Source organism: Streptomyces sp. NPDC012508 (genome assembly GCF_042902595.1).
Taxonomy (GTDB): domain Bacteria; phylum Actinomycetota; class Actinomycetes; order Streptomycetales; family Streptomycetaceae; genus Streptomyces.
The window spans coordinates 447229-473271 of the sequence record NZ_JBIBEO010000001.1 but is presented as its reverse complement, the minus strand read 5'-3'; the positions used below and the strand labels follow the sequence as shown (position 1 = coordinate 473271).

General features: G+C 71.4%; 21 protein-coding genes. 9 read left to right on the top strand and 12 right to left on the bottom strand.

Annotated features, from left to right (window positions below; translation table 11 throughout):
* Positions 1-65: 65 nt before the first annotated feature.
* Positions 66-494: an ATP-binding protein gene (locus tag ACFY8U_RS01890; protein ID WP_361596153.1), complete on the bottom strand. Its 429-nt coding sequence runs from the start codon at positions 492-494 to the stop codon at positions 66-68.
* A 443-nt stretch (positions 495-937) separates the two neighbouring features.
* On the opposite strand from ACFY8U_RS01890, the gene ACFY8U_RS01885 reads away from it, so the two are divergent.
* The 4 genes from ACFY8U_RS01885 (at position 938) to ACFY8U_RS01870 (ending at position 9409) form a co-directional block, all read left to right on the top strand.
* Entirely contained in the window at positions 938-4960 is a 4023-nt protein-coding gene (locus ACFY8U_RS01885; protein ID WP_389564338.1) for a HAMP domain-containing protein, read from the top strand.
* A 76-nt stretch (positions 4961-5036) separates the two neighbouring features.
* On the top strand, positions 5037-7691 hold the full coding sequence (locus ACFY8U_RS01880) for a PP2C family protein-serine/threonine phosphatase (protein ID WP_389564335.1): 2655 nt from the start codon (positions 5037-5039) through the stop codon (positions 7689-7691).
* Between the two features lie 87 nt (positions 7692-7778).
* Positions 7779-8150, top strand: coding sequence for an STAS domain-containing protein (locus ACFY8U_RS01875; protein ID WP_361596162.1), 372 nt, complete (start codon positions 7779-7781; stop codon positions 8148-8150).
* A 59-nt stretch (positions 8151-8209) separates the two neighbouring features.
* Positions 8210-9409 (top strand): PP2C family protein-serine/threonine phosphatase, encoded by a 1200-nt coding sequence (locus ACFY8U_RS01870; protein ID WP_389564332.1) that lies wholly within the window; start codon positions 8210-8212, stop codon positions 9407-9409.
* A gap of 171 nt (positions 9410-9580) precedes the next feature.
* Here the strand turns inward: ACFY8U_RS01870 and ACFY8U_RS01865 are convergent, their stop codons facing one another.
* A complete protein-coding gene (locus ACFY8U_RS01865; protein WP_389564329.1) occupies positions 9581-10087 on the bottom strand; it encodes a MarR family winged helix-turn-helix transcriptional regulator in 507 nt (168 codons plus the stop codon).
* A gap of 107 nt (positions 10088-10194) precedes the next feature.
* Between ACFY8U_RS01865 and ACFY8U_RS01860 the strand changes: the two genes are divergently transcribed.
* The 3 genes from ACFY8U_RS01860 to ACFY8U_RS01850 all read left to right on the top strand — a co-directional run bounded on the left by ACFY8U_RS01860 (position 10195) and on the right by ACFY8U_RS01850 (position 12976).
* Positions 10195-11382, top strand: a complete 1188-nt coding sequence (locus tag ACFY8U_RS01860; RefSeq protein ID WP_389564326.1) for a PP2C family protein-serine/threonine phosphatase — start codon at positions 10195-10197, stop codon at positions 11380-11382.
* 140 nt (positions 11383-11522) lie between these two features.
* On the top strand, positions 11523-11957 hold the full coding sequence (locus ACFY8U_RS01855) for an ATP-binding protein (protein ID WP_389564324.1): 435 nt from the start codon (positions 11523-11525) through the stop codon (positions 11955-11957).
* Between the two features lie 146 nt (positions 11958-12103).
* The gene (locus tag ACFY8U_RS01850; RefSeq protein ID WP_389564321.1) at positions 12104-12976 is read left to right on the top strand and encodes an RNA polymerase sigma factor SigF; all 873 of its coding nucleotides are present in this window, start codon (positions 12104-12106) and stop codon (positions 12974-12976) included.
* A 126-nt stretch (positions 12977-13102) separates the two neighbouring features.
* Here ACFY8U_RS01850 and ACFY8U_RS01845 read toward each other — a convergent pair whose 3' ends face one another.
* Together ACFY8U_RS01845 and ACFY8U_RS01840 are read right to left on the bottom strand one after the other, a co-directional pair.
* The gene (locus tag ACFY8U_RS01845) at positions 13103-13927 is read right to left on the bottom strand and encodes a crotonase/enoyl-CoA hydratase family protein (protein WP_389564320.1); all 825 of its coding nucleotides are present in this window, start codon (positions 13925-13927) and stop codon (positions 13103-13105) included.
* A 41-nt stretch (positions 13928-13968) separates the two neighbouring features.
* On the bottom strand, positions 13969-15588 hold the full coding sequence (locus tag ACFY8U_RS01840; protein WP_389564318.1) for an ADP-ribosyltransferase domain-containing protein: 1620 nt from the start codon (positions 15586-15588) through the stop codon (positions 13969-13971).
* Between the two features lie 300 nt (positions 15589-15888).
* On the opposite strand from ACFY8U_RS01840, the gene ACFY8U_RS01835 reads away from it, so the two are divergent.
* Complete coding sequence (locus ACFY8U_RS01835) at positions 15889-16566, top strand: macro domain-containing protein (protein ID WP_389564315.1); 678 nt, start codon at positions 15889-15891, stop codon at positions 16564-16566.
* Here ACFY8U_RS01835 and thpR read toward each other — a convergent pair.
* Together thpR and ACFY8U_RS01825 are read right to left on the bottom strand one after the other, a co-directional pair.
* A complete protein-coding gene (thpR, locus tag ACFY8U_RS01830) occupies positions 16555-17184 on the bottom strand; it encodes an RNA 2',3'-cyclic phosphodiesterase (protein ID WP_389564313.1) in 630 nt (209 codons plus the stop codon). The two genes, ACFY8U_RS01835 and thpR, sit on opposite strands and share 12 nt — an antisense overlap.
* Positions 17185-17251: 67 nt before the next feature.
* Positions 17252-18853, bottom strand: coding sequence for an FAD-binding oxidoreductase (locus ACFY8U_RS01825; protein ID WP_389564310.1), 1602 nt, complete (start codon positions 18851-18853; stop codon positions 17252-17254).
* 67 nt (positions 18854-18920) lie between these two features.
* On the opposite strand from ACFY8U_RS01825, the gene ACFY8U_RS01820 reads away from it, so the two are divergent.
* The gene (locus tag ACFY8U_RS01820; RefSeq protein WP_389564308.1) at positions 18921-19550 is read left to right on the top strand and encodes a TetR/AcrR family transcriptional regulator; all 630 of its coding nucleotides are present in this window, start codon (positions 18921-18923) and stop codon (positions 19548-19550) included.
* 5 nt (positions 19551-19555) lie between these two features.
* Here the strand turns inward: ACFY8U_RS01820 and ACFY8U_RS01815 are convergent, their stop codons facing one another.
* From ACFY8U_RS01815 to ACFY8U_RS01790, 6 genes are all read right to left on the bottom strand, one after another.
* Complete coding sequence (locus ACFY8U_RS01815; RefSeq protein WP_389564305.1) at positions 19556-20167, bottom strand: TetR/AcrR family transcriptional regulator; 612 nt, start codon at positions 20165-20167, stop codon at positions 19556-19558.
* A complete protein-coding gene (locus ACFY8U_RS01810; protein WP_389564303.1) occupies positions 20164-21123 on the bottom strand; it encodes a 3-hydroxybutyryl-CoA dehydrogenase in 960 nt (319 codons plus the stop codon). The genes ACFY8U_RS01815 and ACFY8U_RS01810 overlap by 4 nt, the downstream gene beginning before the upstream one ends.
* A 134-nt stretch (positions 21124-21257) precedes the next feature.
* Positions 21258-22430: an acyl-CoA dehydrogenase family protein gene (locus ACFY8U_RS01805; protein WP_389564300.1), complete on the bottom strand. Its 1173-nt coding sequence runs from the start codon at positions 22428-22430 to the stop codon at positions 21258-21260.
* Positions 22431-22474: 44 nt separating this feature from the next.
* A complete protein-coding gene (locus ACFY8U_RS01800) occupies positions 22475-23647 on the bottom strand; it encodes an acyl-CoA dehydrogenase family protein (protein ID WP_389564297.1) in 1173 nt (390 codons plus the stop codon).
* 67 nt (positions 23648-23714) lie between these two features.
* Entirely contained in the window at positions 23715-25838 is a 2124-nt protein-coding gene (locus ACFY8U_RS01795) for an acetate--CoA ligase family protein (RefSeq protein WP_389564294.1), read from the bottom strand.
* A gap of 1 nt (position 25839) precedes the next feature.
* On the bottom strand, positions 25840-26037 hold the full coding sequence (locus ACFY8U_RS01790; protein WP_389564292.1) for a ferredoxin: 198 nt from the start codon (positions 26035-26037) through the stop codon (positions 25840-25842).
* Positions 26038-26043 lie beyond the last annotated feature (6 nt).

Sequence of the window (26043 nt, the reverse complement as noted above, 5' to 3'; positions counted from 1 at the left end):
GACGGCACCCACCTGTCCATGACCGCGGCGGCGCCTTCCCACCCATGCCTTCGGCTCACGGGCCGTCACTGCTCCAGGGGTACGACCGCGTGGATCGTCTTGCCGCCGCGGCGGACCGTCACGGCCACCTCACGGCACAGGTGCAGGACGATCGGCCACCCGAACCCGCCGGGAACCAGCGGTTCGTGGCGCCGGTACAGCGGAGCGTCCTCGCTGGCGTCCGAGACGGACACCGTCGCCGTGTCCCTCGTCACATCCAAGCGGAAGTCGATGAGGCCACCGCCATGACGTTCGGCATTGGTCACCAGCTCGGAGACGACGAGCAACAGGTCGTCGACCTGTGACTCGTCCGACGGCCGTATGCCGGCCAGCCTCCGCCTGGTGACGTCTCGTGCCTGGGTCGACGTGCGGACCGCCCGCTCGTCGTCGACGGAGCGCGCCGGCCGGGGCCGGGGAATCGAGGCACGGGACCGCGTCTCGCCCTGGGGCTGCATGATGGTTCCCTTCCTCCCGGAGTTCACTTCTGCGTACTCAGGTCGCCTTCCCGTCGTCCCGTCGCCGACACCCTCATCAGGCATCAGTTCTGCTACAGGGCGTCGGATCGGCCGCGCCGGGTTCGCGACGTTCGCAGCGGCGGATTCACGCCATGGAGAGGGAGCGGTGAGGGAAGCGCGCGTGCCCCGTCCTCGCGGTCCCGTGGGCCCGTCGTGCTGTCCGGCACACCGGTCGGGGGAAGGGGCCACGAGCCCGGACCGGATCACTTCCAGCCGCTGGATCCGGCTCCGTCTCCCTCCCGTCGATCACGGGGGAGTAGTCTCGGGTTGATTGCCGTACGACAACGGTCCTGGCCGGGAACGTACGGGAGGGTGGCCGACCGGCCGCAGCCCTGACGACGCCCGGCACATCGGCGGGACCCGCTAGCTGACGAGGATGGATCATGTCTGAGACGACGATCGAGGGCTCCTCGGGGGTAGGGCGGCAGACGCCGGCCGCGGTGGGGGAGCCGGAACTGCGACAGCTCCTCGCCGGCCTCACCGCCGTACGCGACGGAGACTTCGGAACCCGGCTGCCCGACGAGGCGAGCGGGCTCATGGGCGAGATCTCCAGTGTGTTCAACGGCATGATCGACCAGCTCTCGCTGTTCACCTCCGAGGTGACCCGTGTCGCACGGGAGGTCGGTACGGAAGGAACCCTCGGCGGGCAGGCGAAGGTCCCCGGAGTCTCCGGCACCTGGGCGGACCTCACCGACTCGGTGAACGCGATGGCCGGCAACCTCACGACACAGGTCCGTGACATCGCCCAGGTCGCCACCGCCGTGGCCAAGGGTGATCTCTCGCAGAAGATCGACGTGGACGCCCGGGGCGAGATCCTGGAGCTCAAGAACACGATCAACACCATGGTCGACCAGCTCTCGTCCTTCGCGGACGAGGTCACGCGCATGGCGCGCGAGGTCGGCACGGAGGGAATCCTCGGCGGTCAGGCGGATGTGAAGGGTGTCTCCGGCACCTGGCGCGATCTGACCGACTCGGTCAACTCCATGGCCGGCAACCTCACCGCCCAGGTCCGTTCCATCGCGCACGTCGCCACCGCCGTCGCCAAGGGCGACCTCTCGCAGAAGGTGGACGTGGACGCCCGGGGCGAGATCAGGGAGCTGAAGGAGACCATCAACACGATGGTCGACCAGCTGTCGGCCTTCGCCGACGAGGTGACCCGGGTGGCCAGGGAGGTCGGCACGGAGGGGAACCTGGGCGGCCAGGCCACCGTCCGGGGAGCCTCCGGCACGTGGAAGGACCTCACCGACAACGTCAACGTGATGGCGTCGAACCTCACCGGGCAGGTGCGTTCGATCGCCCAGGTCGCGAGCGCCGTCGCCCGCGGAGACCTGGCGCGCAGGATCACCGTGGAAGCCAAGGGCGAGGTCGCCGCGCTCGCCGACACGATCAACACGATGGTGGACACCCTTTCGGCCTTCGCCGACGAGGTGACCCGGGTGGCCCGCGAGGTCGGCACGGAGGGACGTCTCGGCGGCCAGGCCCGGGTGCCGAACGTGGCGGGCACGTGGAAGGACCTGACCGACAACGTCAACTCCATGGCCAACAACCTGACGGGGCAGGTCCGCAACATCGCCCAGGTCACCACCGCCGTCGCCAACGGCGACCTCTCGAAGAAGATCGACGTCGACGCCCGGGGCGAGATCCTGGAGCTGAAGACGACCATCAACACGATGGTGGACCAGCTGTCCTCGTTCGCCGCCGAGGTCACCCGCGTGGCCCGGGAGGTCGGCAGCGAGGGCAGGCTCGGAGGCCAGGCCGAGGTCGAGGGCGTCTCCGGCACCTGGAAGCGGCTCACGGAGAACGTGAACGAACTCGCCGGCAACCTCACCCGGCAGGTCCGCGCCATCGCCGAGGTCGCGAGCGCGGTCGCCGAGGGCGACCTGACCCGCTCGATCACCGTCGACGCCTCGGGCGAGGTCGCCGAACTCAAGGACAACATCAACTCGATGGTCGGCTCGCTCCGCGAGACGACCAGGGCCAATCAGGAGCAGGACTGGCTGAAGTCCAGCCTCGCCCGGATGTCCGCGCTGATGCAGGGCCATCGCGACCTGGCCGTCGTGGCCGACCTCGTCATGGACGAGCTCGTCCCCCTCGTGTCCGCCCAGTACGGGGCCTTCTACCTGGCGGAGGAGGGAGAGGAAGGCACCGAACTGAAGCTCGTGGGCTCCTACGGCCTCCCTGCGGACAGCCTGGGCCGCAAGCGGATCCGGCTGGGCGAGTCGCTCGTCGGCCAGGCCGCGCGCAGTCGCCGCACCATCGCGGCCGAGAACGTACCCGGCGACTACGTGTACATCTCCTCCGGGCTCGGCCGGACATCGGGAGGCAGTCTGATCGTGCTCCCGATCGTGGTCGAGGACCAGGTCATCGGCGTCATCGAGCTGGTCTCGTTCACCCCCTTCACCACCGTGCACCGGGACTTCCTCGAGCAGCTCATGGAGACGGTGGGCGTCAACGTCAGCAACATCGTCGCCAACGCCCGTACGGACGAACTGCTGGGCGAGTCGCAGCGCCTCGCGGACGAGCTGCGAGTCCGCTCCGAGGAGTTGCAGGTCCAGCAGGAAGAGCTGCAGCGCTCCAACGCCGAGCTCGAGGACAAGGCGGCCCTGCTCGCCACGCAGAACCGCGACATCGAAGCCAAGAACCTGGAGATCGAGCAGGCCCGGCAGGAGCTGGAGGACCGCGCCCAGCAGCTCTCACTGGCCTCGAAGTACAAGTCCGAGTTCCTCGCGAACATGAGCCACGAGCTCCGGACGCCGCTCAACAGCCTGCTGATCCTGGCCCAGTTGCTCGCCCAGAACCCGACCCGCAACCTCACCGCCAAGCAGGTGGAGTACGCCGGCATCATCCACTCCGCGGGGTCCGACCTGCTCCAGCTGATCAACGACATCCTCGACCTGTCGAAGGTGGAGGCCGGGAAGATGGACCTCAACCCGGAACGGGTCGTGCTGCGCAGGCTCCTGGACTACGTCGAGGCGACGTTCCGGCCGCTCACCACACAGCAGAGCCTCGACTTCACGGTCTCCACCGCCCCCGGCGTGCCGGTGGATCTGGTCACCGACGACTCCCGGCTGCGCCAGGTGCTGCGGAACCTGCTCTCCAACGCGGTCAAGTTCACCGAGCGCGGCGGCGTCGAGCTGCGGATCGAACCCGCCACGGACGAGGAACTGCCCGCCGGCGTGCACCGGGGCGGTGCCGTGGTCGCCTTCCGGGTCAAGGACACGGGCATCGGCATCGCCTCCCAGCACCTGGAAGCCATCTTCGGCGCCTTCCAGCAGGCGGACGGCACGACCAACCGCAAGTACGGGGGTACGGGGCTCGGCCTCTCGATCAGCCGTGAGATCGCCTACCTGCTCGGCGGCGCTCTCACCGCAGAGAGCACGCCCGGCGAAGGCAGCACGTTCACGCTCTATCTGCCCGTGGCACGGGCGGACTTCCAGGAACAGTCCGGCCCCGCGCACCTCGCAAGGACCGAGGACCGCGCACAGCTCTCGGCAGCCGTCGACGGCGCCTCCTCGGCCCGCGACGGGATCACGCTCGTGCAGCCCCGGCAGCCGAGGCGGCTGCTGGTGATCGAGGAACGCCCGCGAGGGCTGCTCTCGCTCGTCGCCGAGAACGCCGTCGCGGAACTGTCCGGAAGCCGGAACCTCGGCTTCCAGGACGGCATCGAGGTGATCACGGCGGTCGGCCCCCAGGACGCCGCCACCGCCCTCGCCACCCAGCCCTTCCACTGCGTCGTGCTCGAACTCGACATGGCCGACAGCGAGGCCATCACCTTCCTCGACGCCATGGACGGCGACCGGGCACTGCGTACGGTCCCGGTCCTCGCCCACAACAACCGCAGGCTGGCCGCCGACCACGAGCGGGCCCTGCAGTCACGGGCGAGCAAGCGTCCCCTGGAGCTGCTCTCCAGCCTCGACGAACTGCGCGAGCGGATCGCCCTGCATCTCTCCGCCGACCAGCCGGGCGATGTCGTGCCTCTCGTCCGCGCCGAGCAGCGCCAGCCCGTCCCGCAGGCCGTGGACGCCACCCTGCAGGGCCGTACCGTGCTCGTGGTCGACGACGACGCCCGTAACCTCTACGCTCTCAGCGGCATCCTGGAACTGCACGGCGTCGAGGTCCTGCACGCGGAGGACGGCCGCAAGGGCATCGACGCGCTCGCCGCGAACCCGGACATCGACCTGATCCTGATGGACGTCATGATGCCCGAGATGGACGGCTACACCGCCACCGCGAAGATCCGGCAGATGCCCGCCCACGCCCACCTGCCGATCATCGCGGTCACCGCGAAGGCCATGCCGGGGGACCGTGAGAAGAGCCTCGCCTCGGGCGCCAGCGACTACGTGACCAAGCCGGTGGACGCCGACGACCTCATCAACTGCATCCGGCGCTGGCTGGGTGAGAGGTAGCCCCACGAGCCCGACCGACCGCCCCGCTCCCCGCCCGCCCAGGCCCCCCGGCCGTCCCCCCTCAGGAGTCCGCGTCATGAGCGCTCCCCACCACCCCGACGGAGACCCCGCCGTCGGTCCCTCTGGGGACGACGCTCCCGAGGGGGACCGCCGCATCCGCCGGTCCGTCGCGTACCGCGAACTGCCGACGCCCCGGTCCTGGGAGGCGGACAGCTCGCGGGCCGGTTCCGGGCCCGATGGCGACTGGGTGGACGACGACGACCTGCTCGGCCACGATCCGCGCGACGGCGGCTCGGTGGGTGACACCCCCCGCGGCCACGTGGCCGGGGCGGGGCCCGCGCCCGGACCGTCGAACGAGGAGGATCCCCTGTCCGAGGACCACTCCACCGTCGGCCGGCTGGCCGCCACGGTGGAACGGCTGCGCGGAGAGGTGCGTGCCGCACAGGCGGCGGCCGACGGGCGTGCCCTCATCGAACTCGCCAAGGGCGTCATCGTCGAGCGGCTCCGGTGCGGCCCGGCGCAGGCGGCGCGGCAACTGGCCGCCCTGGCGGCCCAGGCCGGACTCTCACAACTGGAACTGGCCGCCGACATCGTCAACCAGGCGGCCCACGACCAGGTCGCCGAGGTGGCCGAGGACTTCGTCCGACGGACGGTGGGTGACCCCGGGACCGGCGCGGGCCCCGACACCAGCGGCGGCACCGAGGCCTCGGTCGCGGTGCGCCTGCGCACGGCCGAGTGCGCCGCGCTGAACGCGGGCGACACCCAGTCCGTGGCCGAGTCCCTCCTGGAGCACGCCCTCGCACCCCTCGGGGCGACCGGGGTCGCCGTCTGGACGGCCGGCTCCGACTCCTCCCTCACCCTCTGCGGCCACGCGGGGTTCGGTCCGGACGAGCCCGCCCGCTGGCATTACGTACCGCCCGGAGTGGCCACCGTCGCCCGGCAGGCGCTCACCGAGCGCCGTACGGTGCGGTTCCCCGCGCTCGCGGCCGCGGGCATCCCCTCCATCGGGCACACCCAGAACCCCGACGGTGGCCGGGTGGCGGTACCCGCCGGCACCGGCGGCCGGATCCACGGCGTCCTGGAAATCTGCTGGCCAGGACCGCTGGACCCGCACCCCCAGGTCGTCGAGCGCCAGTTCGAGGCGCTGGCCGAGCTCTGCGCCCACACACTGGAGACCCTTCCGGCCGAGCCGGTGCCGACGCGACCCCACGAACCGGCCGGGCTGTCCGAACTCGTGGACCTCGCCGACGGGCTGTACGATCCCGCGCTCGTCCTCACTCCGCATCTGGACTCCGAGGGCCGGCTGTCGGACTTCCGCATCCGGCACGCCAACGAACGCTTCCAGGACCCGGCGGGCCGCACCCGGAGCGCCGTCGCCGGAGCCCTGCTCCTGGAGGCGTACCCCACGGCCGCGGGCGAGAACGAACTCTTCGAGCGGATCGAGCGCGTCTACGCCACCGGCGAACCCTTCCGCGCGCGCCGCGCTCGGCTCACCGCGCTGGTGGACCAGGTGCAGCTCGCGTCGGTCGCGGACCTCAGCATCAGCCGGCACAGCGGCAGCGTGCTCCTCATCTGGCGCATCGAGGACGAGACCGCCCGGCTCGCGAGCCTGCTCCAGCACGCCCAGCGCCTCGGCCGGATCGGCGGATTCGAGGAGAACGTCCTCACCAGGGTGATCACCTGGAACGGACAGCTCTTCGACCTGTACGGCAGGGACGTCTCCGCGGGGCCGGTGTCCCTGCACGATCTGAGCGCCCACGCCCACCCCGACGACTCCGTCGCCATCGGCCGCTTCCTGCAGGCCGTGCTGCACCACCGGCGGGCGACCTCGACCGCCTTCCGGCTGCTGCGCCCCGACGGAGTGACCCGCCACATCCGGGTGATCGCCGAACCCGTCCTCGACCCCGACGAGCGGCTCCTCGCCGTACGGGGCGCGTACCAGGACATCTCCTCGCAGCACTGGACGGAGGTGGCCCTGGCGGCGACCCGCGACCAACTCGCCGTCACGGAGCAGGAGTCGGCGGAACGCAACCGGCTGGCCCTCCAGCTCCAGCACGCCATCATGCCGCCGAGCAGGGCCCCGCTCGACGCGCCGGGCCTGGACGTCGCGGTGCGCTACCGCCCGGCGGAGACGGAGTCCCTGGTGGGCGGCGACTGGTACGACGCGGTCGTGCTGCCGTCCAAGAAGATACTGCTGTGCGTCGGCGACATCGCCGGGCACGGCATCGAGGCCGCCACCGGCATGGTGGTCCTGCGCAACGCCCTGCGCGGCCTGGCCGTCACGGGAGCGGGCCCCGGCCAGCTCCTGTCCTGGCTGAACATCGTGGCCCACCACCTCACCGAGCAGGTCACGGCGACGGCCGTCTGCGGGGTCTTCGACCCCGAGACCCGCACACTGCGCTGGGCCAGGGCGGGCCACCTCCCGCCGGTTCTCGTACGCGGTACAGAGGCCTCGACGCTGCCGCTGCTCAAGGGCATGCTGCTGGGAGCACTCGCGCAGGCCGAGTACGAGGAGGCGGAGTTCCAGCTCGAGGCCGACGACACGGTCCTGATGTACACGGACGGCCTCGTCGAGCGCCGTGACACGGCCGTGCACGACTCCCTCGCCCAGCTCCTGACCACGGCCCAGGCCCCCGCCGAAAGCCTCGAACGGCGCCTGGACATGCTGCTGACGCACAGCAAGTCCGACACGGACGACGACACGTGCCTGATCGGCGTGCGGGTCTCCTGACCGCGCGGTGACCGGCCGCCCCGTGCACGAAGACCGAACGTCCCCACCCACGGAAGACCGAATGCCCCACCACAGAAAGCAGGCAGTATGCCCGAGCGAGAAGTGAACCTGGACGTCGAGGTGGACATCCGCGACGCCGACACGGCCGTGCTGTCCGTGGGCGGCGAACTCGACATCGAGACGGCCACACTGCTCCACCACCACCTGGCCAACCAGGTCCTGCACGGCCGCCGCCACCTGGTCCTGGATCTCTCCTCCCTCGCCTTCATGGACTCGTCCGGCCTGAACGTCCTGATCAGGGCGGCACGGGACGCGCGTGAGGCCAAGGGCGACCTCCATCTCGTCGCGCCGACGCCGGCCGTGCGGCGCATCCTGGAGATCACCGGTCTCACGATGACGACGCCCCTGCACGCCGACGTGGCGGAGGCGCTCGCGGCGGCCGGGCGCGCCGGACAGTAGACCTCGGTGCGGGCCCGCCGCGGCGGGCCCGCGGCAGGCGGAAGGAGAAGCGGGAACACGTGCACGAGATCACCGTCGTCGAGCAGGCGCTGCGCCGGGCCGCTCCGCACATGCTGGTGAGCGTCGTCGAGGACGCCCTGCGGAAGCACTACGGCGCCCTGCGGGTGGAGCTACGGCTCGCCGACTACGGCCTGCGCTCCCTCCAGCTCGTCGAGCGTGTCCCGCACGCGAGCGTGTCGGTGCCCATCCACGGCAGCCCGCAGGGCCGCGCCTTCGGTGCGCAGGAGCCGTACGTCACGCACGAGGCGGGCACCGTCACCGCGCACCTTCCGGTGACCATCAGGGGTGACCGCATGGGCGTGCTCACCGTGACCGTACCGCCGGACCGTGACCTGGACTCCCTGCTCTCGGAGCTCGGACACATCAGCGAGGCGCTCGGCCACGAGATCCTCGTCGCGGAGCGCGACACCGACCTGTACGTCCAGGCGCGGCGTGCCACCCGGCTGACCCTGGCCGCCGAGATGCAGTGGCAGCTGCTCCCGGGGCGCTCCTGCGCCCGGCCCGAGTTCGCCCTGGGCGCCCACCTGGAACCCGCCTACGCGATCTTCGGGGACAACTACGACTGGTCCGCGTCGGCCGACCACCTCACCCTGACGGTCACCAACGGGATGGGTGAGGGCATCGAGGCGGCCCTGCTGACCCATCTCGCGATCAACGCGCTCCGCAACGCCCGCCGCGCGGGCCTCGGCCTGGCGGACCAGGCGGCCCTGGCGGACCAGGCGGTCTTCGCGCAGTACCGCGGCACCGCCTACGTCTCCGTACTGCTGCTCCGCTTCGACCTCGCGACGGGAGAGGTCGAGGCCGTCGACGCGGGCTCGCCCCGGCTGTGGCGGCTGCGCGACCGCTCCGTCGAGCCCATCACCTTCGAGGCCCAGCTGCCCCTCGGGATGTTCGAGGAGACGGCCTACGTTCCGGAGCGGTTCACCGTGCGTCCGGGGGACCGGCTGCTGTTCGGCAGCGACGGTGTGTACGACGCCGCGTCTCCGAACGGGGAGAGCTACGGCGAACGGGCGCTGGCCCGCGCGCTCACCTCGACGCGGCTGCTGCCGCCCACCCAGGTGCCCGGGGCCGTGCTGCGGGAACTCACGACGTACCACGGAGACACGGCGCTGGAGGACGACGCGCTCGTCGTCTGCCTCGACTGGTGGGGACGCGGAGCCCGCCAGGACGTCACCCCGGCCGAGGACGCCCGCCCCTGACACGGCCGTCAGGCGTCCGGCGCACCCCCACGTGTTAACAGTTGCCGCGTGACAACTGTATCCTTGTGGCAACACCTGGCTCGTGCCCGGGAGTGAACACGTCGTAGGCGACCAGGGGTGACAAGTGGGACATGGGGCACGTGACCGGACGGCGCTCACGGCACACGGAGCTCAGGCGGACCGCACGCCCTTGAGCGGCGACGCGCTCCGCGGGGCTGCGCCTTCCTTGTCCAGGGCGTCCTGGAACCCGGTCAGCCCTCGCAGCAGCGCCTTGCGGGTCGTCGGTGACATGGCCGCGACGACGGCCAGCAGCGCCTCCTCCCGCTGGGCCCTGAGGTCCTTCAGGTACGCCTTGCCGCGGACCGTCAGGTGCAGCTCGAGCTGGCGGCGGCTGACGGGACTGGGCAGCCGTTGCACGAATCCCAGGGCCTCCAGCCGGTCGCACATGCGGCTCACCGAGGGCGGGGCGGAACCGAGCAGCTCGCCCAGCGAGCGGAGGTTGATCCCCTCCTCACGGTCGAGGCTGTACAGCACCCGGAGCTGAGACGCCGACACCGGCGTCGACGACACCATGTCCCGGCCGCGCTCCCACAGCACCTCGAGAAGCTCGATGAGCTCCCGGGCCGCCTCGGTCGTCTGCTGCGCCTCCCGCTGAGACGGGTCGGGGTTCGTGTCCATGGCTATCGACACTCCTCAGGCGTCCGAGCCGAGGGCGCCGGCACCGCCGGGCGCCCGGTCATCTCCACATCTCTCCAGAAAGCGGTACGGATTCGGTGGATCGACGCGTGACAGTGGAACGCGCTCTGCGCGGGGCGCCGGCACACCGCCTCCTGGACTCCCTCCGGATCAATCTGGCACAGCAGTTCGCCGCGTTCTCCGTCGACCTCCTGCTCGTCGACTACGGGCTCACGGCGCTCCGCCCCGTCGAGCCCGTCCAGGCGCGTACCGGATCGCAGCCCATGGCCCTGGACTCCGGGCCCGCGGGTCACGCCTTCACCACACAGCAACCATATCTTTCCGGTGCGGACGGACCGACGGCGACCGCGTACCTTCCTGTGACGGTTCGCGGCGACCGGTGTGGGGTTCTTGTGGTCGACCTCCTCTCGGAGCACCTCACACCCCGGTCCACCGAGGATCTCGCCGCGATCGCCGAAACCCTCGGACACGCCATGCGGGTCGCGGACCGCCACACCGACGTCTACCGGCAGACCCGGCGGGCCCGTGCCCTCAGCATCCCGGCGGAGATGCAGTGGGACCTGCTTCCCGGGCGGGCCTGCGCCGGCGAGGAGTTCGCTCTCCACGCCTACTGGGAGCCGTCCTACACCTCGGGCGGACACGTCCTGGACTGGTCGGTGACCGAAAAGGAGCTCACGCTCGTCGTCGCCAACGGCACCGGGCCCGGCACCCAGTCGGTCCTGGTGAGCAACCTCGCCCTGAACGCGCTCCGCAACGCCCGGCGCGCCGGGCTCGACCTGGTCGGTCAGGCGAGCCTGACCGACCAGGCGCTCTACGGTCAGCACCGGGGCGAGCGGAGCCTCTCCGCCCTTCTGATGAGCTTCAGCCTCGCCGACGGCGAGGTGCAGGTCGTCGACGCGGGCTCGCCGACCGTCTGGCGCACCCGTGGAGCCGTGACCGAGCGGCTCGAACTGGAACGGCAACTGCCGCTGGGAATGTTCGAGGACACCGTGTACGCCACCCAGCGCCTGCGGATCCTCCCGGGCGACCGGCTCGTCTTCCTCGCCTGCGACCGGCCCGAGAGCCCGCCCGGAGCGAGCGACCCGGTGTCGGACCGTGCCGTGAACGCCGCGATCGACGCCGTACGACATCTGACCTGTGCCGACACGCCCAGCGCCGTGGTCCGGGCGTTGCGGGGATCTCCGGGCGTGCCGGCGGAAGCGGTCCTCGTCCTCTGTCTCGACTGGTACGGCGGCCGCGCCGGCGAACGGGATGCGAACGAGGATGCGGACCGGTAGAACAGTCCGGAGGCCGTGGCCGCGAGAGGCGCGGCGCGCGCGCCCGGATTTCCCGGACGGGGGACGGTGTGGAACGTGCGAAGAGGGGAAAATTCGCAGAACGAGCAGGGATCAACGAAACGTGTGGGGGAGGAGGGGCGGTGACGGACGTGACGGCCATGCAGAGTGCCACCCGACAACCTTCGCTGTCCGCGAGCGTCGAGTACGACATGGGTGACGGGATGATCGCTTCCGCCCGCGACTTCACCGCCGACTTCCTCAGCGCCTCCCCGGCGGCGGGACGTGAACCGGTGCCCCGTGAGCGCATCGACCTCGCACGACTGGTGGTCAGCGAGCTGGTCACCAACGTGGTGCGGCACGCGCCGGGCCCGTGCCGGGTCACGCTGGAGCTGTTCGACGGGGCGCTGGAGATCTCGGTGTTCGACCGACAGGAGGCGTCTCCCGTGCCCCGCGGCCACGACCCGGGGCGGATCGGTCAGCACGGTGTCGAGATCGTGGTGGCCGTCTGCGAAAGCGTGAGCGTGGACCCCGTGCCCACGGGGAAGCGGGTCCGGGCGCGCCTCTCGCTCACCTGATCCGCACGGGCCACCGCGGTCGGGGCGGGACCGGACGGGGTCCGGGCGCTTCGGAGGACCCGGAAAAAAATGATGTGAATCCATGGGAATGCTTCGACGGACTCGGGGCAGGCGGTCTGCTGACGGGGAGTCGAGTAGTTCGAGCTATGAGGGAGGTCGTCCGAGTGCCGACTGTGGTGACGACGGAGACGAAGGCCCGAGCCGGATCGAGTGTGGGGGAGCTGCCTGTACTGGAAGCGCCTCGCAAGGTCGCCCCCAAGGACGCACGAGAGCTGTCGCGGACGTTCTTCAACAGGATGGCGGTTCTCGAAGAGGGAACCCACGAGTACCAGTACGCGCGCAACACGCTGATCGAGATGAACATGTCGCTCGTGCGGTACGCGGCCGGGCGGTTCCGCGCCCGTGGCGACGAGATGGAGGACATCGTCCAGGTCGGCACCATCGGCCTGATCAAGGCCATCGACCGCTTCGACATATCGCGTGAGGTGGAGTTCACCAGCTTCGCCGTGCCGTACATCGTGGGCGAGATCAAGCGTTTCTTCCGTGACACCTCCTGGGCGGTCCACGTGCCGCGCCGGCTTCAGGAAGCCCGGGTCGAGCTCGCCAAGGCGACGGAGGAGCTGAGTTCCCGCCTGGGCCGTTCGCCGAGCGTGGCGGAGCTGGCGGCGTTGATGAACCTCTCCGAGGACGAGGTCATCGAGGCCCGCGTGGCATCCAACGGATACAACTCCACGTCCCTGGACGCCGCCATCGGCTCGGACGACGAGGACGCGGCGCTGTCGGACTTCATCGGGGTGGAGGACCCGGCCCTCGAACTCTTCGAGGACTTCCATACGCTCGCCCCCCTTCTCGTCGAGCTCGACGATCGGGCCCGTCGCATCCTGCATCTGCGCTTCGTCGAGGAGATGACGCAGTCGGAGATCGGCGCGGAGCTGGGCATCTCGCAGATGCACGTCTCCCGGCTCCTCTCCCGCAACCTGGAGAAGCTGCGGAAGGGCATGCTCGACGGCGCGGGATAGGCGCCGCTCCCGGAAACGCGGAGACCCCGGATTCGCGTAACGGCCTCACCAACCCCCTTCTGGTGAGGCCGTTCCGTGTGCCCGGGGTCTGCGCGCGGAGGCCAGGCGGGCCTCCGCGCGAGACGGTCAGTCGGTGAAGGATCCGTGGCGGCCGGCGCCGTGCGTGAAGCGTGTGGCGCCGGAGAGGGTCTCACCTGCCGACAGCGGCACCATGCCGTGACGCAGCTCGACGGCCAGGGCCTCGGGTTCGGGAAGCCCGTGCTGCTCCCGTACCGAGAGGCGGTCGTGACGCAGGCACAGCTGCGGGAACGCGGCGATCTCCCGGGCGAGGTCCTCCGCCGCCTGCCGGGACCGCCCGCGCGGTACGAGACGGTTGGCGAGGCCGATCTCGTACGCCTCGGTGGCCGGGACCGGGCGGCCGGTGAGGATCAGGTCCATGGCGCGGCTCTCGCCGATCAGCCGTGGCAGCCGGACCGTACCGCCGTCGATCAGCGGCACACCCCACCGGCGGCAGAACACCCCGAGGACCGCGTCCTCCTCGACCACGCGCAGATCGCACCACAGGGCCAGTTCGAGCCCGCCGGCCACGGCATGGCCCGCGACGGCCGCGATGACCGGCTTGGTCAGCCGCAACCGGGTCGGGCCCATCGGGCCATCGCCGTCCGGCTCCACCCGGTTCCCGTGTTCCGTGCCGATGGCCTTGAGGTCGGCGCCCGCGCAGAACGTCCCTCCCTCACCCCACAGCACCGCGACCGATGCCTCGTCGTCCGCCTCGAAGGCCCGGAAGGCGTCGGCCAGTTGCCGGGCCGTAGGCCCGTCCACCGCGTTGCGGGCGGCGGACCGCGACAGCACCACCGTCGTCACGGGTCCGTCCCTCTCCACGCGCACGGCAGGGACGGCGGGGTCGGCCGGGTCGGATGAGGCAGCTGAGGCAGCTGGGGTAGCGGTCATGGGCGCATCACGCGCTCGCGGTCCGGCGGCCAGACCGTCGATCACGACACGAGGGTCTGCTCCTCCAGCTCGGTGAGCCTGACGGTGCACAGGCCGCCGCGCTCCGCCGTGACACTCGTCACCTTGAGCTGGGTCCCCGGCGCCAGGATGAACTCCTCCTCGCCGGTGAAGGCGGAGAAACTGCGGATGCCCACGGCCCGGAGGGGAGTCACCTCGAAGAGCGTGCGCTTTCCGCGGCCGCCGAGGAAGGCGCGGGCCACGCCGAGTTCGGACGTGCACGAGGACACGCCCCACCAGGTCACGGTACGGCCGAGCGGATACTGCGCGCGCAGGTCCAGCGACACCCCGCGCCACAACGGTTCCGTACGGGCGGGGAGCTGCGAAACGGCCGAGAACAGCAGACGCAGATACGGGACGTACGGGGCGAGCTTGGAGCGGTCCGGGGAGCGGAGGACGGCGTTGATCTCCCGGTAGAACGCGGACTCGCAGGTGTAGAGATGGAGGGCGGCGATGGCGTCGGCGGAGAGCCCACCGGCAGCCGACTCGTCCGCGCGCCTCTTGCCGAAGTCGTGCGACAGGCTGATGTGCCGGTCGAGGTTGGACAGCAGCTCGGCGACGGGACCGACGGCGTCCTGGAAATCCATGATCGGGGTGTCGAACACACCGGTGATCTCGGGGAGGACGAGTCCCTCGTCCTTTACGCCGGAGAGCCGGTCCAGATACAGCTGGTGCAGTTCCATGGTGGAGGCGATGAACGCGCCCATGCGTTCCGCGACGTCCCCGCGGCCGCTGTCGGCATCCCCCGTGGCCTGGTCCCACCCCTTGCTCGGCAGCCAGTCGACCGGTTCCGCGCCGAGCGACGCCAGGGCGTCGTTGACCACGGAGAAATGGTCGCCGTCGCAGAAGATGTCGCCCTGCGCCGCCGGGTTGGGGTGGTCGATGTGCCGGACGTCGACCTCGGGGTACTTCTCCTGGAGGCGCAGGACGACCTTCTTCAGGTTGCGCGCATGCGCTCCCCACCAGGCGAAGACGACACCGCGGTCCTCTTCGTCGGCCTCCTGCTTGGCCTTGAGGATCTCCTCGACGATCCGCTCGGCGACCGGACGCCAGAACGCGGTGTGCCGGTCGGTCCCCGTCGCGCCGTCACTGCTCGCGGTGAGTGACGCGTTGAGCAGCAGGACGCCCTGCGTCAGCATCGCCTGGAACCACTCCGGCGGCTGGACGGTGTCCTGCTTCCTGAGGAGGGCGCGGACATCGGCGATGGGCGTCTTCTTCGGAATTCCGTACTTCCACATCGCCGCCGCCTTGATGATGCAGCGGATACTGACGACCCGGCCGAACTGACTGTCCTTCCAGTCGTGGAAGGTGTTGTCGAACATGGCTATACCCGTGGCGCTTTCCGGCCGCGGATAAGGGTTCTGGCCGAAGACGACGACCTTCCATCTGTGCGGCGGATGGGGCTTGAGCGCCTGGAAGGTCAATTCCCGGGCAGGAACGATTTCCGGGCTGCGGCCCGCGCCGATGAACGTGGCCGCGTCCGGCTGCGTCTCGATCGCGGATCTCAGAAGCGGAAGCCAGGGTTCACCGCCGCCTTCGAAGAGTTCGGAGAGGCCCAAGGGGTCATTCGCGTCGGGCTTGTTCGGGGTACTGGAATCGTTCATTTCGGCAAGGCTCCCAGTGGGGTGATGGATGAGGCGGACGAGGGATCGGGCAGCGCGGAGAAGCGCACCTAGGGACGCCTGTACGTCCGGCCCGCCGATCCTCCTGGGCCCCCCGTCGGCAGGGTCGCCGGCGCCGGCCGTCACGGCCGGACCTGCGGAGACGGGCGGCACGCTAGCACCGGGTCACGACGCAGGCAATCGTGACGGTCACTCACCGACCGTCGCTCTCAGCGGCGTTGTCAGTGGTGCGCTGTAGCGTCGTGAGTGGTGGGAAGAGCCTTCTCTCGATCGGAGCGCATCATGACCGAAAGCCGTGTGCAGTCGCCTCTCAAGGTGGTGCTGACGGACATCGACGCCGACGTGGTGGAGGCGTGGCGGGCGGCGTTCGCCGGCACTCCCGGAATCGAGATCCGCAGGGGCTCGATTCTCGACGAGAAGGTCGATGCCTGGGTCACCCCCACCAATTCCCGGGGGCGGATGGACGGAGGGGTGGACGCGGTCATCAAGCGACACCTCGGAGCGGGCATCCAATTGCGCGTGCAGCGGGCGATCCGCGACCGGTTCTCGGGACATCTCCCCGTGGGCAGTGCGGTCTGCGTTCCGTCGGGCGCGGTCGTCCCGGCATTCCTGATATCGACGCCGACCATGGAATCGTCTTCGGAGAACGTGCGGGAGACGCTGAATGTGGCGCTGGCGTGCGCCGCCGCTTTCCAGGCGATCCACCGGCAGAACAAGGAGGCTCCGGGCAGCATCGAGTCGGTGGCGCTGGTCGGCATGGGCGCTCGGACCGGCCGGGTGCCCGCGCGGGTCTGTGCCAACCTCATGTGGACCGGCTACACCCTGTTCAACGACTACTCCTTCGACGACTACGACGAGTTGCGGAGCACGATCACCGCGCAGCTCGACGACATCGACATGGTGCCCGGCGGACGGCGGGTGCGCATCGAGCCGCCGAAGCGGTCCGCCTCACGTCGCTGAACCGGAACCGCCGAGCCCGCCCGACGCTGGGAAGCCGCCGGAGCCGCCGAAGCTCCAGGCTTCGATGTCGCGGTAGTGGATCGGGCCCGGGCCGCGGCCGAAGTTGCTGCCGACCAGGTGCAGTCGTTCCGTCTGCCAGCGGCGCCCGGTGAACGCCTCGAGGGCGGCGGCGGTCTCCACCACGGGCGCTGTTTCGTTGCGGCGGGCCCGGGCGAGCGTGAGGTGGGGGCGCAGGGGCCGGTCCTCGAAGGCGACACCGTACGCGCGGACCACGGCCCGCACCTCGGAGGCGAGCAGGTGCAGGCCCTCGAGGTCCCCGTCGATGCCGCTCCACAGCACCCGCTCGTCGAAGTGCCCGCTGCCACGCAGCCCCAGCTCCAAGGGCCGGCGGCTCGCCGCGAGTGCGGCGAGCGGCGGCCGCAGGAGCGGAACGGTCGCCGCCGGGAGCTCCCCCAGGAACGCCAGCGTGATGTGCCAGTCCTCGATGCGGTTCCACCGCAGGTTCGGGTACGCCGCGTAGGCGGGCCCCAGCGCCCGCGCCAGCTCTTCCTTGGCGTCGTCCGGTGGGGCGAGCGCGACGAACACCCGAATGGTCGAGGAGTGGATCTGATCGTTCACAGAAGTCTTCGTACCTCACGCCGCACGGTTCGGTCATCTTTCCCGTGCGGCGAGCGGGGCCTCACGGTCAGTCGACGAGCACGCCGGGGTTGAGGATGCCCCGCGGGTCGAGGGCTCCCTTCGCGGCGCGCAGCGCGAGGGCGAACGGGTCGGGGCGCTGGCGGTCGTAGCCCGGCCGGTGGTCCCGGCCGACGGCGTGGTGATGGGTGATCGTGGCCCGGTGGCGGTGCAGCACATCGCTCGCCACGGCCTTGAGATCGTCCCAGAAGGCGACCTCGTCGCCGGGGCGGCCGGCGGCCAGGACGGTGAAGTACGGCGCCGCGCCGTCCGGATAGACGTGGGTGAGGCGGCAGTTGACGGTCGCCGGGTGGCCGGAGGCCTTCAGGGCCGCCTCACCGACCTCCTCGCGTACCGCTTCGATCAAGGCGGGGATGCGGTCCCATGTGGCCGCCGTCTCGAAGGTCTCCGCCACGGCCCCCATCCTGGCCAGACCGTCGCGGAGGTAGGGCATCCGCAGGAAGGCCGAGCGCCAGGCGCTCACGGCGGCGTCGCCGTCCTGTGCGGGCGATGCGGTGCCAGGCCTTCCGCCGTGCGAACGGGCCAGGCCGACGGCCTGTTCCAGGCGGGACGTGACCGGTCCGTCCGCGGACTCGAATCCCAGGACCAGTACGGCGGAGCCGTCGTGCGCCGCCCCGGAGAGCGCGGCCTCACCGGAGTCGAGGAGCCGGCAGTTGGCGGGGGAGAGGTCCGACTGTGCCAGGGCGCGTACCGCTTCCAGCGCGGCGCGGAAGTCGGTGAAGGAGAGGGAGGCGGATGCCTTGTGGGCGGGGCGCTCCTGTAGCCGCACCCACGCCTCCGTGATGACGCCCAGTACTCCCTCGGAGCCGAGGAACAGCCGGTCGGGGGAGGGCCCCGCGCCCGAGGCGGGCAGCCGCCACGAGGCGCTGGTGCCGGCCGGGGTGATCACGCGCAGGGACTGGACGAAGTCGTCGATGTGCGTACGGCCGGTCGCGTAGTGGCCGCCGGCGCGGGTGGCGAGCCACCCGCCCAAGGTGGAGAACTCGAAGCTCTGCGGGAAGTGACGCAACGTCAGGCCGTGCGGCCGGAGCTGGTCCTCCAGGCTCGGACCGAGGGTCCCGGCCTGGATGCGGGCGGCCCGGCCGACGGTGTCCACCTCCAGGACGCGGTCCATGGCGGTCAGGTCGAGGGACAGGACGGCGCGGTGGGCGTCACCGCGGTACTCCACGCCGCCCGAGACCGAGGAACCACCGCCGTACGGGACGACAGCGACCTGCCGCTCGCCGGCCCAGTCCAGCAGGTCGGCCACCTCCCGGTCGTCCGTCGGGCGTGCGACGAGGTCGGGGATGCGGCCGGGGCGCCCGCGCAGGGCCCGTACGACATCGCGGTACGCCTTGCCCATGGCGTGCGCCGCGCGCTGCCGGGGGTCGGTGTCGACCAGGTGCGCGAGGCTTGCGGGCGGCTCGACGGCAGGGTTCGCGATGTTCAGGTCGCCGACGCGCGGGACGGGGAGCGGGCGGGCGAGCGTACCGGGGAGCAGGGCGCCCATCGCGGCGCACTCCGCGTCGTCGGGATGCGCGTCCGCCCACCCCCAGCCCCACCAGGAGCGGGTGCGCGGACGGGGAACGGGCTGCGTGGTGGTGCCGGACATGGGTGCGCTCCAGAGGCCGCGGGCAGAATTTACCTTGCGGTAAATTACTTACTGATAATATCGGGCCATGGCAACCCCCCGTTCGAAGGCCGGCACCAAGGGAGTCCCGCGGCACCACCGTCAGCAGCAGATGCTGGACGCCGCCACGGAGGAGTTCGGCACGCGCGGCTACGCGGCCGCCTCGCTCGCCGCGATCGCCGAGCGCGTCGGCGTCACGAAGACGCTGCTGCATCAGTACTTCGGGACGAAGGAAGATCTGTACGTCGCCTGCCTGGTCCCGGTCGGGGACCGGCTCCTCGGCACCATCCGCACCGCGATGGGGGAGGACGGGACCACGGGACACACGCCTCTGCGCGTGCTCCAGAGCATCTTCGTCGCGCTGGAAGGGCAACGGGAGTCGTGGTTCGTGCTGTACGACACCTCCCTGCCGGCCGACGGCGCGGCCGCGCGTCGGGCCGCCGAGTACTGGACGGCCATCGACCGGCTCGCCGCCGGCGGCACCGCGGACCTGCTGCGGGCGGCCGGTTCCACCGACCCGCTGGACGCCGACGCGCTGAAGTACGTCTGGAGGGACCTGGTCGCGACGCTCGTCCGCTGGTGGGTCAAGCACCCCGACGAATCCCCCGAGGCCATGACCCGTCGTTGCGCCCGCCTCTTCGCGGCCGCCGCAGTGCTCACGACCGACCCGGCCGGCTGAACCGGTCAGACGTCCGGGAACGCCGGGTCGATGCCGAGCGCCGGTGCGATCGCTCCCCAGATCGTCGAGCGGGCCGTCGCGAGGTCCACCCTGGGGTCGTCGAGCATCAGCCGGATGCCGAGGCCGTCGCACAGGGCCAGCACCTGGGTGCTCAGCGCGTCGACGTCGCAGGCGGTGAACTCCCCGGACTCGATGCCCCGTTCCACCGCCCCGCCCACCCACGCGTGCAACTGGTCGTACAGGTCGACGGCCAGGTGCCGCGCCGCCGTGTCGCGCTGGGCCCGTACCCACAGCTCCTGCCAGAGCTTCCAGTCCTGGCGCAGCTCCGCGTCCGTCGGCAGCATGCTCCGCAGGATGCGGGCCAGGGCGACGGCCGCGGGGACCGGGTCGGCACCGTCGTCGGCCTCCGTACCGGTCTGGGCGAAGGAGTGCGTCATCGCGTCGGCGAAGAGCTTCTCCCGCGTGTCGAAGTGGTAGTGCAGGAGGGCCTTCGAGACTCCGGCGTGCTCGGCGACCTTGCGCATGCTGACGTTCTCGAAGCCGATGTCGGCGATGACTTCGCACGCGGCCGTGAGGATGCGCTCACGCGTCTCCAGTGCGCGATCGGCCTTGGTCACGTCGGCTGCTCCCCGTGTCGGTGCCCGTGGACCGGGCGGGTGGGCCCGGTCGCCCGGGCCGTCACACCGTCATTCTCGCGCATCGCGCCCCCGGGGCCGCCGTAGGTGTGGAAGCCCCTGCCCGTCTTGCGGCCCAGCAGACCCGCGTCGACCATGCGGGCGAGGAGCGGCGGAGGGGCGTAGAGGGGTTCCCGGTACTCCGCGTACATCGACCGCGCGATGGCCTGCACGGTGTCCAGGCCGATGAGATCGGCCAGGGCGAGCGGTCCCATGGGGTGCGCACAGCCCAGCGTCATGCCCCGGTCGATGTCCTCGGCCGAGGCCGTCCCGCACTCGGCCATGCGGACGGCGGCCAACAGGTACGGCACGAGGAGGGCGTTCACGACGAACCCCGCCCGGTCCTGGGCACGGACGACCTCCTTGCCCAGGACGTCGACGGCGAACGCCCGCACCCGCCGGGCGGTCTCCTCGCCGGTGAGCAGGGACGGCACCAGCTCGACCAGGGGGAGTACCGGTACGGGGTTGAAGAAGTGGAGGCCGACGACCTGTTCCGGCCGCGAGGTGGCCGCCGCCAGGCGGATGACCGGGATGGAGGAGGTGTTCGTCGCCAGGACGGCGTCCCGCCGCTCCACCGTCCGGTCGAGCACGGCGAACACCTCCAGCTTCGCCCGCTCGTCCTCGGCCACCGCCTCGACGACGAGGTCCCGGTCCGCCATCAGCTCCAGGTCCGTGGTCACCGTGATCCGGCCGACGGCGGCATCCCGCTCGACGTCCGTCAGCTTCCCTGACGCCGCGGCACGCTCCAGGGAACGGGAGATCCGCTCCCGGCCGGCGGTTGCGGCCGTCCGGGTCGTCTCGACCACCACGACGTCCCGTCCGGCGCGGGCGCAGACCTCGGCGATGCCGGAACCCATCAGTCCGCAGCCCACGATCCCGACCCGTTCGACATCCGTCATCGGTGCGTCCTCCCTGCACTGATTTCTGCACTGATCTCTGCGGTGATTCCTGTGGTGCCCGAGTTGCGTACGGGTGGGGTGGTCCGGGCGGCGGCCGCGGGGCGCCGCCCGGACCACCCGGGGGCGTACGGCGCCTATCCCGCGGACGGCATCCGCAGGACGCCCGTACCCCGCTTGACCAGTTCGCCCGCGATGATGAGGCGCTGGATCTCGGAGGTGCCCTCCCAGATCCGGTCGACGCGCAGCTCGCGGTAGAGACGCTCGACCGGGTACGAACGGTCGTAGCCGCGGCCCCCGAAGATCTGCAGACAACGGTCGACCACACGCCCGGACGCCTCGCTCGCCGCCAGCTTGGCGATGGCCGCCTTGGCGTGCAGCGTCTTGCGGTCGATCAGGCCCTCGTCGACCTCCCAGGCGACCTGGTGGGTGTAGGCGCGGTTGACGGCGATGTCGACGGCGCAGTCGGCGAGCATGCCCTGGATCAACTGGAAGTCGGCGATGGGGGAGCCGAACTGGCGGCGCTCCACCGCCCAGTCCCGGGCCAGCTCCAGGGCCCGCTCCGCCGCCCCGATCGTCCGGGCGGCGATCATCAGCCGCTCCTCCGTGAACCAGGAGCGGGTGATGTCGTATCCCTGGCCCACCTCGCCGAGCACCGCGTCGTCGGGGACGAACACCTCGGTGAAGGTGAACTCGGGGTGCTCGTAGACGAAGGTGTGCATCCAGCGCGGCACGCGCGTCATCTCGATGCCCGCCGTGTCCTTGTCGACGAGGAACAGGGTCGGCGCGCCTTCGTCCCCGGCGGCCGCGAGCACGATCATGAAGTCGGCGTGGTCGCCGACGGTGACGAACCACTTCTCGCCGTTCAGCACCCAGCCGCCGTCGGTCCGCGTCGCCGTCGTCCTGATGCTCTGCGGGTCGGAACCGGCCTCCGGCTCGGTCACCGCGTAGCAGTCCCTGCGCTGCCCCCTGATCACGGGGACGAGGTAGCGCTCGCGCTGCTCCGGCGTGCAGAAGGACAGGGCGTTGGCCGGACGCCACACCATGTCCCACAGCGCGCCGGTGAGCCGCCCGAGCTCCGCCTGGACCGTCACCTGTTCCAGGATGGTGAGGCCGGCGCCGCCCCACTCCTGCGGCATGTTGACGGCCTGCAGCCCGCTGTCGAGCACGGCGTCGCGGATCTCGGCATGGGCCTGCGGGGGCAGGCCGTTGTTCTCCTCGCAGTCGAGTTCGTACTTCATGATGACGTCGGTCAGTGTGCGCGCCGCGTCCCGGAGCTCTTCCTGACGGGCGGTGAGGCGGAAGTCCATGTGCGTGTCTGTCCTCTGGTTCGTGGTGGGCGGGCGAGCGGTCGTCAGGAGTGGGGGAGGGCGAGCGCCCGTGTGCCGCGCTTGATCAGCTCGTTGGCGATGATCAGGCGCTGGATCTCGGAGGTGCCCTCCCAGATCCGGTCGACGCGCAGTTCGCGGTACATGCGCTCGACCGGGTACGTACGGTCGTAGCCGCGGCCGCCGAAGATCTGTACGCACCGGTCGATGACCCGCCCCGCCGCCTCGCTCGCCGCGAGCTTCGCCGTCGACGCCTTCGCGTGCAGCGTCTTGCGGTCGGCGTCCGGCCGGTCGGCCTCCCAGGCGACCTGGTGGGTGTAGGCGCGGTTGACGGCGATGTCGACGGCGCAGTCGGCGAGCATGCCCTGGACGAGCTGGAAGTCGGCGATGGGGGAGCCGAACTGGCGGCGTTCGACGGCCCAGTCCCGGGCGAGCTCCAGGGCCCGCTCGGCGGCGCCGACGGTACGGGCGGCGATCATCAGCCGCTCGTCCGTGAACCACTCCTTGGTCAGCTCGTAGCCGTTGCCGACGCCGCCGAGCACGTCGTCGTCGGGGACGAAGACGTCGGTGAAGGTGAACTCGGGGTGCCCGTTCACCGCGGAGTGCATGAAGCGCGGCACGCGTGTCATCTCGACACCCGGCGCCTGCTTGTCCACGAAGAACAGGGTCGCCGCCCGCTCGGGTCCCGCGTCGGCCTGCACCAGCAGGAAGTCCGCGATGTCACCGCAGGTCACGAACCACTTCTCGCCGTTCAGGAGCCAGCCGCCGTCGGTACGGGTGGCCGTGCTCGTGCCGGAGCCCGGATCGGAGCCCGCACCGGGCTCGGTCACCGCGAACGCGTCGAACCGCTCGCCCCGGACGACCGGCAGCAGATACTTCTCCCGCTGCTCCTCGGTGCCGTACGCCAGCACGTTCGCGGGCCGCCAGGGGATGTCCCAGAGGCAGTTGGTGACCTTGCCGAACTCCTCCTCGACGATGACCTGGTCCAGCAGTGAGAGGCCCGCGCCGCCCCATTCTGCGGGCATGTTGATGGCGTAGACACCGGCGTCGATCGCGGCGCGGGTCAGCTCGCGGACCGTGTCGGCGGGCAGCGGGCCGCCCGCCTCCTCGGCCTGGTCCTCGTACCTCATCAGGAGCCGGGCGTAGGCGGCCGCACGGCCCTTGAGGTCGGCCTGCTCGGGGGTGTAGCGGAAGTCCATGTGTCCTCCAGGGCACAGGTGGTGGGGGCGGGCGGGTGGTGGTGCGGTCGGCCCAGGCCGGCCGCTGTCAGTCCAGGTCGGCCGGTGGGGCGGGGCAGGCCGCCGGTGGGGTGTCGCCCGGCGGGGCGAGGACGGCCCGGGCGTCCAGGGCAAGGGCGCCGTCCGGGCGGACGAGGAGGGGGTTCACCTCCAGCTCGGCGATCTCCGGGTGCGCGGCCGCGACGGTGGTGATGCGCTCGACGACGGCGGCGGCCGCGGCCACGTCGACGGCCGGCCGGCCGCGTACGCCGTCCAGCAGCGCGGCACTGCGCAGGCCCCGCAGCAGGGCCTCGGCCCGCGCCGCCGGTACGGGCGCGAGCGCGAAGGCCACGTCACGGAGCGTCTCGGTGAGCACCCCGCCGAGCCCGACCAGGGCGACCGGCCCGAACCTCGGATCCCGGTTCACGCCCACGATCAGCTCGACACCGTCCGAGAGATCGGCCATCGCCTCCACCGAGTAGGCCGGCGCGCCGAGCCGGGACCGCATCTCCTGGTACGCGGCGAGGAGCGCGTCCCGGTCGGGCAGACGCAGCACCACGCCACCGGCGTCGGACTTGTGCAGGACGTGCAGGGCCTTGAGCACGTACGGCCCGTCGAACTCCTCGGCCGCGGCGAGGAGTCCGGCCTCGTCCGTGATCTCGCGGGCCGCCGGGAACGGCACGCCGGCCGACCCGAGCAGCGCCCGTACCCCGTGGTACCCCGGGTCCCGCAGCGGTACCGCTGCGGGCGGCAGCGGCGGGACACCGCCGGTGCCGGGCGCCGCCCGGCCCGTCATCGCCGCAAGCGCGCGGGCGGCGTCCTCGGTGGCGCCGAACACCGGCACCCCGGCCTCGGCGAGCACCCGGCAGCTCGGCGACCGCGGGTACATCGACTGCACGACAAGGGGCTTCGGTACGGCGGCGAGGCGAGCGGCGATCTCCTTGGCGGCGCGGGTCTCGCCGTCCGCGAGTACGGAGCCGCCGGCCGGCCCGCCGCCCAGACCGCCGTCGGAAGCGGCGTAACCGCCGAAGTACCCGGTCATCAGCACCGCGTCGACCTCGTCGGCGGCGAGGAGCTCCCCGACCGTGTCGGCGTACGAGAGGGGGCGCTGTTCACCCATCCCCGCCAGGTCGACGGGGTTGCCGACCGAGGACTGCTCCCACAGCACGGACCGCAGCCTGTCCTGGGCCGGCGCGCCGAGTTCCGGCACGTCGAGCCCGGCGTCCTCGGCCGCGTCCGCCGCGATCGCGCCGTGGCCACCGCCGTCGGTGAAGACCGCGGTCCGCCGGCCGCGCGTGCGCGATCCCGCTCCCAGCGCGGCCAGGACCACGGTCATCTCCCGTGGTGTACGGACGAGTTCGACGCCCGCGTCCCGGCAGGCGGCGGCCACCACGTCGGCCGAGGTGGTGAGCGCCCCGGTGTGCGACTGGGCGCTGCGCGCGGAGGCGGTGCCCCGGCCGGCGGTGAGCAGCACCACCGGCTTGCCCGCCGTGGCGGCGGCCGCCGCGAACGCCCGGCCGTCGCCGAAGTCCTCGGCGTACACGGCGATGGCCGAGGTGGCCTCGTGGCGGGCACAGTCCTCGACGAGGTCGACGAGGGTGACGTCGGCCTGGTTGCCGAGCGAGACGAAGCGGGAGAACCCCAGGCCGTGCGGCTCGCCGCGGAGCTGGAGTTCGAGGGCGAGGTTGCCGCTCTGGCTGAGCAGGGCGACACCGCCGGGGGCGAAGCGGTCGGAGGCGAGGTACAGCTCGGTGGTGTTGTCGGCGATGCCCAGGCAGTTGGGCCCGACGAGAACGGCTCCGGCGGCTCGTACGCGGGCGGCGACCGACCGCTGCCGGGCGAGGCCCGCGGCGCCGGCCTCAGCGAAGCCCGCGGTGATCGCGACGATCGCCTTCGCGCCGCAGGCCAGGGCCTCGTCCACGGCGGCCTCGAAGCCGGCGCCGGGCACGGAGATCACCACCAGGTCGACGGGTTCCCCGATCGCGGAGACGGAGGTGGCCGCCGTCCGGCCGAGGACGGTGCCGCCGCGACGGTTGACCAGGTGAACGGGCCGGCGGCCGGGTGCGCGCAGCGCCTGGGACGCCACCGCGTGGCCGTACTTCGCCGGGTCGTCGCTCGCGCCGACGACGGCGACGGAGCCGGGGTCGAAGAGGGCGGTCAGATCACGTGCCATGTCATCCCTCCACGCGGAGGGCGGAGTTGGGGCAGCTCTCGGCACAGGCCCGGGCGCGGGCGGCGGCCTCGGGGCCGGAAGGGACGACGAGGGCGATGATCTTCGCGTAACCCCATTCGTCGAGTTCGACCAGGTCGGGCGCGGGTTCCTGACACAGTCCGTAGCCCTGGCAGCGGGTGGAGTCCAGCAGGAGTTTCACGGCGTT

Bases quoted from the DNA above. Each gene is read 5' to 3' on its own strand.
- ACFY8U_RS01890 (WP_361596153.1), bottom strand. From the start codon at position 494: ATGCAGCCCCAGGGCGAGACGCGGTCCCGTGCCTCGATTCCCCGGCCC.
- ACFY8U_RS01885 (WP_389564338.1), top strand. From the start codon at position 938: ATGTCTGAGACGACGATCGAGGGCTCCTCGGGGGTAGGGCGGCAGACG.
- ACFY8U_RS01880 (WP_389564335.1), top strand. From the start codon at position 5,037: ATGAGCGCTCCCCACCACCCCGACGGAGACCCCGCCGTCGGTCCCTCT.
- ACFY8U_RS01875 (WP_361596162.1), top strand. From the start codon at position 7,779: ATGCCCGAGCGAGAAGTGAACCTGGACGTCGAGGTGGACATCCGCGAC.
- ACFY8U_RS01865 (WP_389564329.1), bottom strand. From the start codon at position 10,087: ATGGACACGAACCCCGACCCGTCTCAGCGGGAGGCGCAGCAGACGACC.
- ACFY8U_RS01850 (WP_389564321.1), top strand. From the start codon at position 12,104: ATGAGGGAGGTCGTCCGAGTGCCGACTGTGGTGACGACGGAGACGAAG.
- ACFY8U_RS01845 (WP_389564320.1), bottom strand. From the start codon at position 13,927: ATGACCGCTACCCCAGCTGCCTCAGCTGCCTCATCCGACCCGGCCGAC.
- ACFY8U_RS01840 (WP_389564318.1), bottom strand. From the start codon at position 15,588: ATGAACGATTCCAGTACCCCGAACAAGCCCGACGCGAATGACCCCTTG.
- ACFY8U_RS01835 (WP_389564315.1), top strand. From the start codon at position 15,889: ATGACCGAAAGCCGTGTGCAGTCGCCTCTCAAGGTGGTGCTGACGGAC.
- ACFY8U_RS01825 (WP_389564310.1), bottom strand. From the start codon at position 18,853: ATGTCCGGCACCACCACGCAGCCCGTTCCCCGTCCGCGCACCCGCTCC.
- ACFY8U_RS01820 (WP_389564308.1), top strand. From the start codon at position 18,921: ATGGCAACCCCCCGTTCGAAGGCCGGCACCAAGGGAGTCCCGCGGCAC.
- ACFY8U_RS01810 (WP_389564303.1), bottom strand. From the start codon at position 21,123: ATGACGGATGTCGAACGGGTCGGGATCGTGGGCTGCGGACTGATGGGT.
- ACFY8U_RS01805 (WP_389564300.1), bottom strand. From the start codon at position 22,430: ATGGACTTCCGCCTCACCGCCCGTCAGGAAGAGCTCCGGGACGCGGCG.
- ACFY8U_RS01800 (WP_389564297.1), bottom strand. From the start codon at position 23,647: ATGGACTTCCGCTACACCCCCGAGCAGGCCGACCTCAAGGGCCGTGCG.
- ACFY8U_RS01795 (WP_389564294.1), bottom strand. From the start codon at position 25,838: ATGGCACGTGATCTGACCGCCCTCTTCGACCCCGGCTCCGTCGCCGTC.